This is a genomic window from Arthrobacter sp. 01T428, assembly GCF_056398685.1.
In genome coordinates, this window is the sequence record NZ_JBFTPW010000009.1 from 58,646 (window position 1) to 72,798 (window position 14,153).

Genomic DNA, 14,153 nt, shown 5'->3' on the forward strand with positions numbered 1-14,153 from the left:
GAACGGCCGCGACCATGAAAGAAAGGCGACACTCAGTTGCGAAGTGACACACGTCGAAATATGAGAAGTCTCATGCGCGCTGTGGGCGAAGAGATGGCTCAGAATCCAGCTAGCGTGACTATGCAAAGTGCTGCGGCTCGTGCGGGCATCGGGACAGCCACCGCTTACCGCTATTTCTCTTCCCTGGAGGAGCTGCTAGAGGCATATACCATCAACACTGCAGAGGAACTCCGCGACTTCGCCCACGACTGCCCGCTGACGGGAAGCGACCTGTATAAGGCCGTCCTGTCCCGCTGGATCACACTGGTACTGGAACACGGCAAAGTCATGGTCCAGCTCCGGTCCCGCTCCGGATACCTCCATCGCCTGGATCAAGGCCACCCGGTCATCGCCACCTCCCGTGCCATCTGGGAACAACCTCTGAGGGGACTTCTCCAAGACCTCGGCCTCCCGGACACCCTGCTCAGGCAGGCACTGTTCCTGAACAACGCCCTCTCCGATCCTCGCGAAATCCTCGACCTCAATGAAACGGAGAACTTGGAGCCGGAGCAGATCGCGAACCAGCTTCTGGAAGCACTTTCCGGGTCTATCCAAGGATGGGCTGAGGCCACGGGTGAAGGACCGGGTAGAGACCTGTTCAGTAAATAATGTTCAGGGCTATCGGAACGCCAGACGACGCCAAAGATTCCGAGCCATCGAATCAGACTTCAGCCGGTCGTTGCGTGCTCTGGCTAGAACCGCCCAAACCCGCTCCTAGGAACCTCGGCTAAGGCGCTGACCCAAGCACGACCTTTCCTACCGCGGCAAAACGGCTTGTATCCCTAGTACCCTCTGTTGAGGTGGGGCGGTCGTCGTTTACGGTGGCCTTGGGAGGGGCTGGGGTGGTTCCGGTTTTCGGCTGGGCGTCATGGCTCGTGATAGAGATCGTCGCCCCCGGCCTGTCTTCCAAGCAGACCCGATTGAGGGAATTGGTGGCCAGAAGAGAACGGTGCGGAGCACCGGGTTTCGCCCGGGCGGGCACCGGATGACTTACGAGCCCGGGACCTGTATCCGACGCTTCCCCAGCAGATGCGGGCGTGTGAGGGAGGCCGCCGCGGGGCGGTCGAACTAAGCGCATGACGGTTCTCCCAAGGGTGGGATACCCGGCCAGGTGACGCGGCTGGTGGACCGGCAACGGCACGAATTCGATGCGAGGAGGAGAACCATCATGCAGGATCAGGATAAACTCGCGCGGATCGTGCGGGCAGTGGCTGATATCGACGCGGCCATCACGGCACGGCACCATATCGCGGTCCGGGAGATTTTCGACGACGGAACAGAACATTTGAGCCGTTTCGCCGTCGACCCGACGCTCGCCGGGCTCGAGAGACTCTCGCGGCGCCTGACCGGTCGGGTCGTCCGCGGCGAAGCCCTCTCCCAGCCGGTGGCCGGCGCTGCCGGTGAGCGTATCGCCAGCAGGAGCATCATCTGGTGGGCCCAGGCGTTGTCCACGGCCCGCCCGCGCCGGCCCTTGACCTGCTGCGAGAGGTTCTGCCGTGCCTAGATCACCGCCTGGTTGGCCAAGGAGACCAGGTGGAAATGATCGACCGCCACCGCAGTGCGGGGAAGCCACATCCTCCACGCTTTCCGGAACGCCGCGGAGGGGTCGATCGCGACGACCTGAACACCGAGCCGCCACGCCAACGGACGGGCGAAGAGCCAGTCCCCGACGCGCCTGTGGTCCCTGCGATCGACCACACCCAGGACCTTGCCGGTGTCCAGATCCACGACCGTGGTCATCCACGGCTCGAACCGTGTCCATGTCCTTGACTCCGGGTCTTGGAAGTACCGGACGGAGCGGAAGCGGTGCTCATCGATGCCCAGCATCCGCGGGCTGAGCTCGTCCACGCAGGCAGCGTCAGGAGGCAGGCTTCGGTCAGTGCAGCCCGGACCATCCACCAGAACACCGCGAACGCTGCAGCCGTCTCGGACACGGCCCGGCCCGAACGGATCACCGCGTCCACGAGCTGATCCCGCAGCCGAGCGGGCACGGGCCGGGACTTGGGCCGTGGATTCGAAGAACGACAACCGGTCACAGGCCGGCTCCTCGCAGTACCACCGGTACTTGGACCACAGCACCTCCACGGCACCGGCGACGGAGATGTCCCGGATCCGCTGGACTCGGCGTTCCTTCCGCCGGGACGCCACGACGCCACAGGTAGGACAGCCCGGCGGTTGGTCGGTCTCGACCATGACCTGGCGGGTGCCATCGGCCAGGACGGTGGCGGAAATGACGCGGTAGTCGGGCAGATTGAAGATGCTGGTGGCAGCGTCAGCCGCCACCCCGGTAGGCTCGTTCAAGGCTCGTTCAAGGCTCGTGGTCTTGTTACAGGTTGAATGCTTAGCGAACCAGCGGCTACGCCGCGCCGTGGGGACCGAAAATGCCCATGGCTGCTGCTTTGGCTTCTGGTTCCAGCGGCGGTCCGAGCGCATGATGGGAATGTCCGTCGTGGTTGAAGCCGATGTGTCAATGGTGCCGAGTTTGGCCCGCTGCTTAGCGTGGCGCGGAGGACCTCCACGGGAACCGTGGACTGTTGCTGCGAGCACGAGTGTTAGATTCCAGATTTATCTTCCTGTCCTCCCCATGACGGGCGCCTCTATCACCATCAGAGAGAATCCGGGAGGAACATCATGGACATCATCCACGACCGGGCGGTCGGTATCGATATCTCCAAACGCGACGCTAAGGTTTGTCTGCGCCTGCCCGCAGAACGCACGGGCCAGTTCACCTCTTCGGTCAGCACTTGGGCTGCAACTGCGGCCGCTATTCTGGAACTGCGTGCCTTTCTGGAGCGGCAACACGTCTCGACCGTGGTTATGGAAGCGACAGGCGATTACTGGAACACTACTACGTTCTGGAGGACACCCTGCCGGTTCTCCTGGTCAATGCCAAGAACGCCCGCAACATCCCTGGACGAAAGACTGACGTCTCGGACGCGGCATGGCTGGCCCAACTCGGGGCATGCGGCTTATTACGGCCATCCTTCGTGCCACCTCCACGGATCCGGGAACTCCGCGATCTGACCCGGGCACGCGCTATCACCGTCCGGGACCGCACACGGGAGATCCAGAGGCTGGAAAAGTTCCTGGAAAGTTCGGGGATCAAGCTCTCCGCCGTCGTTTCGAACCTTGCCGGAGTCTCCTCCCGGCAAATTCTGGAAGATCTTGTGGCCGGCCAACGCGATCCGGAGGCATTGGCGGCCCATGCGAAAGACAAGCTCAGGCGCAAGATCCCCGAATTGACAGCTGCCCTCAACGGCGGCTTCGGGGACCACCACGCACTGATGACCAAGCTGTACCTCGAGCAGATCGATACCTACTCCCGCAGGGTGCGAACCCTCACCGACTCCGTTGAGCTCCTGATGGATCCCTTCCGGCAGACACGCGAGGTGCTCTGCACCATCCCCGGTGTCTCCGAGCTGGTTGCCGATGTCATCATCGCTGAAACCGGGGCGGACATGAGCGTCTTCCCGACGGCAGCCCACCTGGCCTCGTGGGCGGGAGTCTGCCCCGGCTCAAATGAATCCGCCGGACGCGTGAAGTCGTCGCACATCCTCCCGGGCAACAAATACCTCAAAGCTGCACTCGGCATCGCAGCACTTGCAGTTTCCCGCGCTAAGGGCACCTAGCTAGCGGCCAAATCACGGCGAATTTCCGCCCGAAGGGGCCTGATGAAAGCCCTCGTGGCAGTGGAACACTCGATTCTGACAGCGGTTTGGAACATGCTCGCCAACGGCGAGTGCTACAACGACCCTGGGCCGGATCACTTCCTCCGCCTTGATCCCGCCAGAGCCAAGAACCGCGCACTCCATCAGCTCGAACAGCTCGGATATGCGGTGACAGTCACCCAGCTTCCAGCCTGACGCACCACATTTACGTGTTAGACACATTCATCCCAACAGGGCCACGGGCCCTCTTGTCTTCAACGACACGGAATCAATTCCCCACCAACCACGAAATGCCGGCAAAACGGGACCCCGAGAGCTTCTCCAGTGAAGATCTTTCCAAAGAACCGCCCACCTAGTCGGCCGGCGTGCTCATTCCCGCGCGTCAACGGCAAAGCGTGCATGTTCGTGAAGCGCGCCTGAGGGCTCAGGCGCGGGCACTCCTGGGGGAAGTCGCGGAGTTCTTTGGTGGTGCTATGGTGTAGGCCTCAAGCAGCTCGTCCAGCGATGGAAAATAGCGGTAAACGGTGGCCACACCTACTTCAGCCCTGGCCGCAACGCCCTGCGAGGACCAGTTGCCGGGATCTTACTGTACTTCCTCCGCGACCGCGCGAAGCAACCGGGCCAGGTTCCTCTTTGTATCACGGCGCAACAGTTTGGTCTTCCGAATACGGTCCGAGGCGCCCGGCAGATACAACGCTGGTGCTCGGAGGTTAAAAACCGGGAAGTTCCTCGGTCACATGAAGTTCCGGGCGGCGTCTACGAACCGGTTCAACCCGAGTTCAAGATTTCCGGGGTCGGTTGCGAATGAGAGCCGCACGTGACCTTCCCCTGATGGCCCGAACTCGCTGCCGGATCGGACGATTACTCCGGCTGCTGCGAATCGGGCGGTCATTTCATCGGAGGTGAGATCTGAATCGATTTTGACGAACGCATAGAACGCGCCTTGGGGTGGGAGCATGCTAATTCCTGGGACACCTGCAAGCCTGGCGACGACGATGTCGCGTCGTGCCTGGTATGAGTCAGCCATTGCGTGGAGGTGTTCATCAGGTGTTTCCAACGCGACTAGGGCGGCGTCCTGCACGAATGTATTGATGGAACCGTTAATTGTTCGGTGGAGAAGATTGATCTTCTCCGACAGTTTGCGGGAAGCGACGACGTAGCCCAGCCGCCATCCTGTCATAGCGTATGTCTTGGAAAATGTGCTGCAGCAGATGACCTGATCTGCAACGGCCGGGAGTTCCAAAGCAGATAGGAACTTCATGCCATCAAAGACGATGTCGGCGTAGGCCTCATCGGAAAGAAGCAGAAGATGAGGGTGAGCCTCCAAAATTACTGCCAGTTCCCGCAGTTCGGCCTCGCTGTAAACCCGACCTGTCGGGTTACCTGGATTGCACAGGATAATCATGCGGGTATCAGCCGCTTCGCGAGCCAGCCGGTCGAGGTCCAACGTTCCATCGGAACGGTTAGCAACCCAGATTGCTTCGGCATCGACCATGGCAAGGTGATCCGCATACAAAGAGTACGTAGGTTCCGGAATCAGAACCTTGTCTCCCGGATTGATCAGGGCAAGTACCGTGGCTGCCAGGCCGGCGCTTCCTCCGTGGGTGACAACAATCTGTTCCGGCGAGAGATTTTGACCGGACGCGCGTGTCAGCCTTTCGGCCAGGGAACGGCGGAGTTCTGGTGCTCCACTGAGATTTGTGTAGCGTGTCCTGCCGTTACGCAAGGCCTCGACAGCGGCCTCGACGATTGGACTGGGTGTGCCTGCGTCTGGTTCGCCCATGGACAGTGCAATGGCGCCGGCGGGTGTCGATCCCAGGGATGCTGGTCGCCGGGAGGCCAAGACTATGCGTTGGGCCGAGTTCGAGCTATCAGAGCCATAGTCAATTGGGGCCGTTGTGGAAGTCATGTCGTCATCCTGATTCCTGCTGCGTCGCAGATCGATAGTGGGGGTTCCGGAAAAATAGGAAATCTTTACCAATTAGTACAAGACTTCCATATGGAAGTCCAGCATAAGTTCAATTCCAGAGAGGGGCGGTATGGCCGGGCTCCGAGACTGCGTGCTTCCAGCGCCAAGCCGTTCTGAGTGGATGGGCCCTTCGTTCGCCTTCGGCAAAGCGGAATTTTGCCCGAAGGAACTTCGGCGCAGTCCTTTCCGCCGCACAACCTCCTAGACCTGTGCAGGTTCTCCCGGCTCAAGGACCGAAGGGTTTCCAGTGTCAGGCGGAATGTTTCGAATACCGCCTGCAGTCGACGTCGATTAGGGCAGGCGGGTTGCTTTCCGCGGCGACATTGCCGGAACAGGGCTCGCTACGTCCAGGAGGTCCAGCGACTTGCACATGGACGTGGTGAGGGCGGCCCTGAGGACCTTTCGGGGCCCTCGTCGATGACCACCGAGCGATTGAGACCGTAGAGACGCGGACTCCAGGCTAGCTGACATTGCAGCGGGAGGGCCTCGGTAGCCTCCTTGCCGTCATTGCCGCAGCCCCGCCAATATTGCGGTTCGCCAGTCGCGGCGTGGTGGTGGGCCATCTCGCGGGCGGGACTGCTTTCCGTGAAACAAAGCCCCAGCGTCTGACGCTAGCAATCGCAACGTAGGAGCGACCTAAGGCATTGACAAGGGATTCCCAGAGTGAGATAGTTTTCCCAATTACGAGATTCATCTCACAATTGATGGCGGTGATGAGGTTAGTAGCTTGGAGCGGTCGACATCTTCATACTCGCGTTAATGAAGAGACGGGTGTTGAATCTCAACTCGTTCCGGCTCCCAACCTCTGGGACCGCCCCGGCGGCCAGAACCTGACCGCTCGCCGGTTGGCCACGAAGTGAAACCACAACAAAGAAGCTATGGAACGGCTGATTAGGGGCCGCCAGACACCAGATCCGGGTATGCGCCGCTATACCAATAACTCACCAATCCCACAGGGCACATAGATAGTAGGAGTTTCAATGGCACCACGTTGGTTTACATGCACGGCGGCAGCCGTCGCCATTTTGAGTGCAACCGCTCTAACCGGCTGTTCAAGCAGCTCTAGCCCGGCCGAGACCCGTCCTGCCGGTGGACCAGTGACCATTGAGTACTGGGGTGCTGCGATTGGCCAGGAGAAGTCAGTCAAGATCTTCAACGCTGCACACAAAGATGTTCAGATCAAGTACACCCAGATTTCCGCGGGTTCGGCCGGCGGCTACGCCAAAATGCAAAACGCTGTCCAAGCCGGCAACGCACCCTGCCTTGGCCAGATCAGCTACGACACCATTCCTAGCTTTGCGGCATCAGGTTCGCTTGAGGACATCACCAAGTATGCCGAAGGCAGCAAAGACCAGTACTCACCTGTGGCCTGGCAGCTGTCCAGCCTCGGCGGAAACGTCTACGGCATTCCCGTGGGCCTGGGACCCATGGCCCTCTACTACCGGGCAGATTTGTTCCAGCAGTACGGTATTGAAGTTCCGAAAACCTGGGACGAGTTCCAAGCTGCTGCCGAAAAGGTGAAGGCGAAGGATCCTGCGGCCTACTTGGCCACCTTCCCGCTGAACACCTACGACCTCGGCGCGCTTTCTCAACAGGCCGGGGGCCAATGGTTCAGTACCGCAGATAATGCCTGGAAGGTGTCCCTCAACGATGAACCGTCAAAGAAGGCGGCAAACTACTGGCAGGGTCTGGCTGACAAGAAGCTCGTTGTCCCCGAGCCAGCCTTCGACCAGGCCTGGTACACCAACCTCCAGAGCGGACGGATACTTTCCTATGTCAGCGCTGCATGGACCGGCGCCCTCCTGGAGCAGAACGCTCCAGGACTCAAAGGCAAGATGGCAGTAGCCCCCATGCCCCAGTGGAAGGAAGGCGAAAAGGTTTCCGGCAACCGCGGCGGCGGGTCAATCTCTGTTTTGAAGGGGTGTAAGAACCCGAAGGAAGCCACTGAGGCCGCGGTATGGATGACGACCAACGCGGACAGCGTGACAAGCCTGATCAATGATACGGGCATCTACCCGGCTGCCATCAGTGGCCAGAAACTGCCTGCGCTCACAGCAGGGTCGAACTTCTTCATCAATGCTGACAAGACCGCTGAAATTTTCTCCACAGCCGCGAGCAACATACCGGAGCAGTGGGTATGGGGTCCGAACATGAACAGCCTTCAGCCCAAGATGAATGACGGTCTGAAAGTCATCGGCTCCGGACGGGGAACCATCTCTGAACTGCTCGACAACCTCCAGAAATCCACGATCGCGGACATCAAAAGCCAGGGTTTGAGCGTCAAGGAGTAACTCAGCCAAACCGGCGGCGCCCAGTCAGGAACTATTCTGGGCGCCGCCGACTCAATACATCATCACCAAAGGATTAGCCATGAAGGCACCCACCCTCTCCGCACAGCGGCCCGCGCAAACAGAAGCGACGACCACTAAGCCCCGCAAATCACGGTTGAGCCGGAAGACCAGGTTGGCTGCGCTGCTCTTCCTGATACCGTTCGCGATCATGTTTTTATCCATGAAGGTGGCTCCCATCTTCTACGCGATTTACCAGAGCTTTTTCAAAACGCAACGCAGCGGCCTTGGCGTCGGGAGTGCTGAGAGCATCTTCGCGGGCTTCGCGAACTATCTCGTGGCGCTTCAGAACGGCGACTTCATGGCCTCCTTCGCGCGCGTATTTTTGATCGGGATCGTGCAGGTCCCTCTCATGCTAACGATTGCCCTCGTCCTTGCGCTTCTTTTGGACTCTGCATTCTCCCCCTTCCGGCGCGGCTTCCGCCTGATCTACTTCCTGCCGTACGCTTTCCCGGGCGTCATCGCAGCGATCATGTGGTCGTTCCTCTATCAACCGGACATCGGGCCTTTCAGCGCATGGCTGAGGGCCATCGGCATCGACGTTAACTTCCTTGCCAACAACACGGTCTTCTTCTCGATCGGAAACATGATGACCTGGGGCTTTACAGGCTTCCAAATGCTGGTCATCTACTCGGCCTTCCAGGCAGTTCCTGAGGAGTTGACCGAAGCGGCGAGCCTGGACGGTGCCGGATGGTGGGCCACCGCTTGGTACATCAAAATCCCCGCAGTGCGGCCGGCGATCATTCTCACCGCTGTGTTTTCGATTATCGGAACCGTTCAGCTGTACAATGACCCCGCTATCCTCTCGAAGGTGGCGCCAGGAATCTCCTCAACGTTCACCCCGATTATGGTCGCACAGCAACAGGCTGCAGCCAACAACTACAACCTGGCCGCTGCGCAATCAGTCATCCTGGCCCTAGTTGCTTTGGTCCTGTCGTTCGGATTCCTCAAATTCACTCAGCGAAAGGATGCTGACTCATGACCACCGCTCCCCCGCGCACGACTGTCCGGCGCCGAACGCAGTCCCGCGGAACCAGCCGGATGCCATGGCGCCAACGACGTGTCCCGTTCTCGGCCCGGGCGTTCTCCTTCGTGGTGATGGCCGTGTTCGCGCTTTACAGCCTGGTGCCTATCTGGTGGCTTCTCGTCAGCGCCACGAAAAGCAGGGAGGACATGTTTACCACTAATCCCATGCTGTTCTCTGACTTCAATTTGTGGGGGAACATCGCGGACGTTTTCGCACAGCAAAACGGTATCTTCGCCGTTTGGGCCGGAAACACCGTAATATACTGCGTCGGCGGTGCGGCTATCAGCACCTTGCTAGCAGCTATGGCTGGCTATGCCCTCGGCAAGTATGAGTTCCCAGGCCGAAAGTTGGCGTCCAACATTATCCTGGCTGCCGTTCTCGTACCAGCGGTCCTCTTTGCGCTCCCCCTGTATCTGATGTTCAGTGAGATTCAGCTGGTCAACACCTACTGGTCAGTTCTTCTTCCCAGCCTCGTAAGCCCCTTCGGGGTGTTCCTCGCTTCCACCTACGCAAGACAAGCCGTCCCCAACGAACTCCTCGAAGCAGCTCGTATCGACGGTGCGAGTGAAGCGCGTATTTTCTGGCGGATCGGTTTCCCCATCATGACGCCCGCCCTGGTGACAGTATTCCTGTACCAGTTTGTCGCGATCTGGAGCAACTACCTTCTGCCTGTGCTCATGCTCAATAACGACACCCTGCAGCCACTGTCGGTCGGTCTGGTCAACTGGCGCGAGCGTCTGAACGAGGGCATTCCCTACACCGTTACGATCGCAGGGTCGCTCCTGGCCGTTATTCCATTGCTGATCGCTTTCTCCGTCCTTCAGCGCTACTGGCGCTCCGACCTGACCGCCGGCGGCGTGAAGTAACCGCCATCGGCGGCCCGGGTCAGCACACAACAAAAATTCAAGGAATTGTAGATGAAGCGCATTCCGTTCAACCGAGACTGGCAATTCGGCCCACTCGTCTCGGTCCATGAAGCGATCCGGGTAGCCCCGCCAAGTGACAACCTCGTCGACCTGCCCCACGATGCAATGCTTACCAGCGGCCGCACGGCGGACGGGACAGGCGGTGCACCTAACGGTTACTTCGACGGCGGTTCCTGGACATACGAAAAACTATTCGATGTCCCCGCTGATTGGGCGACCAAACGCATCACTTTTGAATTCGAGGGCGTTTACCGGGACGCCATGGTCTACCTCAATGGAGCTTTCGCTGGCCAGTGGAGCAACGGGTACTCCTCGTTCCACATTGAGGCAGACCCCTTCCTGAACTACGGTGAGACCAACACCATCCGTGTTGACGCACGTTCCCATGAAGATTCACGCTGGTACCCGGGCGGAGGGCTCTACCGCCCGGTGCATGTTCTTATCGGTGAACTTGTCCATATCACCCCCATGGGATTGCGGCTGTCCACCCCGGACGTTGATGGGGAGCTTGCCACTGTCGTGGTCAGATCAACAATCGCCAATAAGGGGGCAACTACACGTACCGTCGATGTTGTGCTCGAACTTTGTGACGGCACAGGTGCGGAAGTGGTCTCGGAAAAATCCCGGGTCACGCTCCTGCCCTACGAAACCGTGACTTCCCATCAGCGGACGTACGTGCCGCACCCGTCCCTGTGGAGCCCGGATAATCCCGCTCTTTACCGCGCCACCGTAAGCCTTCAGGACGAGAACGGACCCATCGACCGTGAATCGACGACGTTTGGCATCCGGAGCCTCGCAGTCGACCCCATCCGCGGGCTCCGCCTGAACGGAGAGACCATCAAACTCCGGGGCGCGGCGGTCCATCACGATCATGGGGTGCTCGGAGCAGCGGAATTCGCTGACGCCGCTGTGCGGCGGGTTCAGCGGATGAAGGATGCGGGCTTCAACGCCATACGCTCGGCACACAACCCGATCAGTGTGGCGATGCTCGACGCCTGTGATCGGCTGGGCATGCTGGTGTTCGACGAGGCGTTCGACATGTGGTCGGTGTCCAAATCCACGGATGACTACTCCCGATCGTTCCCCCAGTGGTGGGAGCGTGATATCGACGCCATGGTGGCGAAGGATTTCAATCATCCGAGCGTCATCATGTACTCCATCGGAAACGAAATTATTGAAGCGGGAACCCGGCATGGCGCCCGGTGGGGGCGGTTGCTTGCAGAGCGCACCCGTGAGCAGGACCCGACCCGGATCGTGACCCACGCCCTGCAGGGCATGTACATGGCAAGGGACAAGGTCCCGGAACTCCGCGCCGAGGTCGACCAGGACAGCTCCACCATTCGCGGCCTCAACGACTACCTGGGCCAGGTAACACACCTCATGAATCGGGTCATGGCCTCGGAGCTTCTCGGAGAGCGGCTGCTGGAGCCGGCATCCGTGCTCGATGTCGTTGGTCTAAATTACGGAGACGCGCGCTACGAAATCGACCAAGACGAATTCCCCAATCGAATTTACTTCAACTCCGAATCATTTCCGACACACATTGACCGGCTGTGGAAGATGATTCTGGAGAGAAACAACGTCCTCGGCGATTTCACCTGGACCGGGTGGGACTTCCTGGGTGAGGTCGGTACGGGCCGGCACGTGTACCCCGAAGATTCCCAGGAACATCGCGCCCCGTACCCATGGATCGCCGCCGTGTGCGGAGACATCGACCTCATCGGCCACCGCAAGCCCATCTCCTACTACCGGGAAATCGTCTTTGGACTGACCGATGTCCCCTACATCGCCGTACGAACACCCCGCGATGACGGATATGTGATCGAACCCAAAGCCTGGACCTGGTCAGATGTTGTACCGTCCTGGACCTGGGATGTCGATCCAGGAACTCCCATCCATGTCGAAGCCTATACCTCAGGTGATGAAGTGCAGTTCGTCCTGAACGGAGCAGTCGTCGCCACCGAAAAGGTCGGAGTAAACCGCGACTACCTTGCACAGGCGACTCTCCCATTCGAACCCGGGGTCCTGGAAGCCGTTTCGTACCGTAACGGCGCCGAACTGGGCCGCCGGGAGCTACGAACAGCCAGCGAGTCGGCGAAACTGAGACTCTCGGCCGACCGGGCCTCGATCACCGCCAACACTGTCGACCTCGTGCACCTGGAGATCACGCTGGTGGACGAGGAAAACCGCCCCAATCCGAGCACAGACGTGGAAGTATCCGTGACCGTCCTAGGGCCGGCGACACTGCAGGGACTAGGATCGGCCAATCCTGCAGCCCCCTGCGACTACCTTGGAAATGTCTCATTCACCTACCGCGGCCAAGCCCTCGCGGTCGTTCGTGCCGGAGCCGAGCCAGGGCCCGTGACGATCACAGTCAGAGCTGACGGTTATCCGGACTCAACGTTAGTAATCCCGCAGGAGACATAGATGGTACGAGTTTTGATGACCCGAAGCGCGGAATGCATAGGTGAAATTAGATGACACACGAGAGTTCAACGGCGCGCACTCCTAATGTAGTCCTCATCTGCACCGATCAATGGAGAGGAGACTGTCTCTCCATCAACGGTCATCCAATTGTCAGGACACCTTATCTCGACGCAATTGCCACAGAGGGCGCAAATTTCTCGAATGCTTATTCATCCACGCCCACCTGTGTGCCTGCCCGCATGGCGCTGATGACCGGTCTTACCGCCCGCTCCCACAGGAGGGTTGGCTATACCGACGGCATTGACTTCGACCTTTCAGTAACACTCCCGGGAGAGTTCACGAAGGCTGGATATCAAACACAGGCGATCGGGAAAATGCATTACTACCCTGAACGCGGACGCGTTGGGTTTAACAACGTTATTCTGCATGACGGATACCTAAATTTTGCCAGGAAACGCGGCCGCGAAGTCGATTGGTACGACGACTATTTGGTTTGGCTGCGAGGTCAAGCAGGCGAAAGCGCAGTTTCGGACTATTTTGACGACGGCATAAATTGCAACTCTGTTGTCGCACGTCCCTGGTCCCGCTCGGAATCCCTTCACCCAACCAACTGGGTCGTGACAGAAGCAACCTCGTGGTTATACCGCCGAGACCCTACCGTTCCATTCTTCCTATACCTTTCCTTCCACCGCCCGCACCCGCCATACAATCCGCCAGCATGGGCCTTCGAACAGTATTTGAACCTTCCTGATCATGAACCACCTGTGGGCGACTGGGTTGCTGACCTTGAGGACTACAGAACGGATTATCGGCCAGACGCCCACGTAGCTACATACGATCAGCAGACTTTGAACCGAGCCCGTGCCGGATATTACGGCAACATCACGCATATCGATCATCAGATTGCCCGCTTTATGGACGTACTACGCGAGTTCGGGTTGAAGGAAGACACGTACATCGTCTTTACGTCCGATCACGGTGAGATGCTGGGTGATCACGACCTCTGGCGTAAGGGATATCCGTACGAGGGGTCATCTCGCGTGCCGTTGCTGATATCCGGCCCGGGCATACGTGGCGGCCAGCGGGTCGATGCCCTGGTTGAACTTCGTGACTTGATGCCTACTCTGCTTGACGCGGCACATCTTCCGGTGCCGGGAAGCATCGACGGCATCAGCCTTTTCGGCCTTACGCAAGCTGACGAGCAGGGCAGTAATGTTGAATTGCGGCCGTACCTACATGGTGAGCACGTACTCCTAGGCCAGTCCATCCAGTGGGTGCGAGCAGGCAGCTGGAAATACATCTGGTTCTCGAAGAATGGAAACGAGCAACTTTTCGACCTCCACAACGACCCCGAGGAGACCCGGAATCTCAGTGAAGATCCCGGTTGCCGGACTCAGCTCCTTAAACTTCGAGCTAGCCTCATCGCCGAACTCTCCGGTCGTCCGGAGGAGTTCGTGCAGTCGGGGCAGCTAATACCTGGACAGGCCGTCGTTACGCTGCTTCCAAAAGAATCGTAGGCAAGGGTGGGTGTGTGAGTGGAGCACGGTTATAGCCGCGGCGGCGCCCGCGATAACCTCGGACCGGTTGCGGACTTCCTGATAACCAATGCAGCCGAAAGCATCGTCGTCGACATAGCCGCCCTCACTGACGGGCTCCCGTATGACCGGTTGAAGGCTCTCTCGCCGCAGCACCTGATACCGCAGCACCTGGTTCGACCGCTGCCGCCGACGTACTACTAATTGAGCAGGC

The 14,153-nt window shown here is 59.3% G+C and carries 10 protein-coding genes and 2 pseudogenes; 9 read left to right on the forward strand and 3 right to left on the reverse strand.

The features are described from left to right. Positions 1–114 precede the first annotated feature (114 nt). Both AC1DJB_RS12335 and AC1DJB_RS12340 read left to right on the forward strand, forming a co-directional pair. The gene (locus tag AC1DJB_RS12335; RefSeq protein WP_476910316.1) at positions 115–648 is read left to right on the forward strand and encodes a TetR/AcrR family transcriptional regulator; all 534 of its coding nucleotides are present in this window, start codon (positions 115–117) and stop codon (positions 646–648) included. A 559-nt stretch (positions 649–1,207) separates the two neighbouring features. Beyond that, a complete protein-coding gene (locus tag AC1DJB_RS12340; protein WP_476910317.1) occupies positions 1,208–1,543 on the forward strand; it encodes a hypothetical protein in 336 nt (111 codons plus the stop codon). On the opposite strand, the gene AC1DJB_RS12345 is transcribed toward AC1DJB_RS12340, so the two are convergent. Then, the gene (locus AC1DJB_RS12345; RefSeq protein WP_476910318.1) at positions 1,540–2,586 is read right to left on the reverse strand and encodes a transposase; all 1,047 of its coding nucleotides are present in this window, start codon (positions 2,584–2,586) and stop codon (positions 1,540–1,542) included. The two genes, AC1DJB_RS12340 and AC1DJB_RS12345, sit on opposite strands and share 4 nt — an antisense overlap. An 84-nt stretch (positions 2,587–2,670) precedes the next feature. Between AC1DJB_RS12345 and AC1DJB_RS12350 the strand changes: the two are divergent. Next, a pseudogene (locus AC1DJB_RS12350) lies at positions 2,671–3,902 on the forward strand (IS110 family RNA-guided transposase). A gap of 229 nt (positions 3,903–4,131) precedes the next feature. Here the strand turns inward: AC1DJB_RS12350 and AC1DJB_RS12355 are convergent. Together AC1DJB_RS12355 and AC1DJB_RS12360 are read right to left on the reverse strand one after the other, a co-directional pair. Then, positions 4,132–4,260: pseudogene (locus tag AC1DJB_RS12355) on the reverse strand (TetR family transcriptional regulator); the annotation flags it as partial. Positions 4,261–4,440: 180 nt separating this feature from the next. After that, positions 4,441–5,616 (reverse strand): pyridoxal phosphate-dependent aminotransferase, encoded by a 1,176-nt coding sequence (locus AC1DJB_RS12360; protein ID WP_476910319.1) that lies wholly within the window; start codon positions 5,614–5,616, stop codon positions 4,441–4,443. Positions 5,617–6,773: 1,157 nt separating this feature from the next. On the opposite strand from AC1DJB_RS12360, the gene AC1DJB_RS12365 reads away from it, so the two are divergent. The 6 genes from AC1DJB_RS12365 to AC1DJB_RS12390 all read left to right on the forward strand — a co-directional run bounded on the left by AC1DJB_RS12365 (position 6,774) and on the right by AC1DJB_RS12390 (position 14,143). Continuing rightward, positions 6,774–7,967 (forward strand): ABC transporter substrate-binding protein, encoded by a 1,194-nt coding sequence (locus AC1DJB_RS12365; protein WP_476910320.1) that lies wholly within the window; start codon positions 6,774–6,776, stop codon positions 7,965–7,967. A gap of 79 nt (positions 7,968–8,046) precedes the next feature. Continuing rightward, positions 8,047–9,006 (forward strand): carbohydrate ABC transporter permease, encoded by a 960-nt coding sequence (locus AC1DJB_RS12370; RefSeq protein ID WP_476910321.1) that lies wholly within the window; start codon positions 8,047–8,049, stop codon positions 9,004–9,006. Next, positions 9,003–9,917, forward strand: coding sequence for a carbohydrate ABC transporter permease (locus tag AC1DJB_RS12375; RefSeq protein ID WP_476910322.1), 915 nt, complete (start codon positions 9,003–9,005; stop codon positions 9,915–9,917). The genes AC1DJB_RS12370 and AC1DJB_RS12375 overlap by 4 nt, the downstream gene beginning before the upstream one ends. Positions 9,918–9,968: 51 nt before the next feature. Then, complete coding sequence (locus AC1DJB_RS12380; RefSeq protein WP_476910323.1) at positions 9,969–12,404, forward strand: glycoside hydrolase family 2 TIM barrel-domain containing protein; 2,436 nt, start codon at positions 9,969–9,971, stop codon at positions 12,402–12,404. 50 nt (positions 12,405–12,454) lie between these two features. After that, a complete protein-coding gene (locus AC1DJB_RS12385) occupies positions 12,455–13,921 on the forward strand; it encodes an arylsulfatase (protein ID WP_476910324.1) in 1,467 nt (488 codons plus the stop codon). 18 nt (positions 13,922–13,939) lie between these two features. Further along, entirely contained in the window at positions 13,940–14,143 is a 204-nt protein-coding gene (locus tag AC1DJB_RS12390; protein ID WP_476910325.1) for a hypothetical protein, read from the forward strand. Positions 14,144–14,153 lie beyond the last annotated feature (10 nt).

Excerpts from the sequence above, each read along its gene's own strand:
- AC1DJB_RS12375 (WP_476910322.1), top strand. The coding sequence starts at position 9,003 with ATGACCACCGCTCCCCCGCGCACGACTGTCCGGCGCCGAACGCAGTCC.
- AC1DJB_RS12370 (WP_476910321.1), top strand. The coding sequence starts at position 8,047 with ATGAAGGCACCCACCCTCTCCGCACAGCGGCCCGCGCAAACAGAAGCG.
- AC1DJB_RS12385 (WP_476910324.1), top strand. The coding sequence starts at position 12,455 with ATGACACACGAGAGTTCAACGGCGCGCACTCCTAATGTAGTCCTCATC.
- AC1DJB_RS12380 (WP_476910323.1), top strand. The coding sequence starts at position 9,969 with ATGAAGCGCATTCCGTTCAACCGAGACTGGCAATTCGGCCCACTCGTC.
- AC1DJB_RS12340 (WP_476910317.1), top strand. The coding sequence starts at position 1,208 with ATGCAGGATCAGGATAAACTCGCGCGGATCGTGCGGGCAGTGGCTGAT.
- AC1DJB_RS12360 (WP_476910319.1), bottom strand. The coding sequence starts at position 5,616 with ATGACTTCCACAACGGCCCCAATTGACTATGGCTCTGATAGCTCGAAC.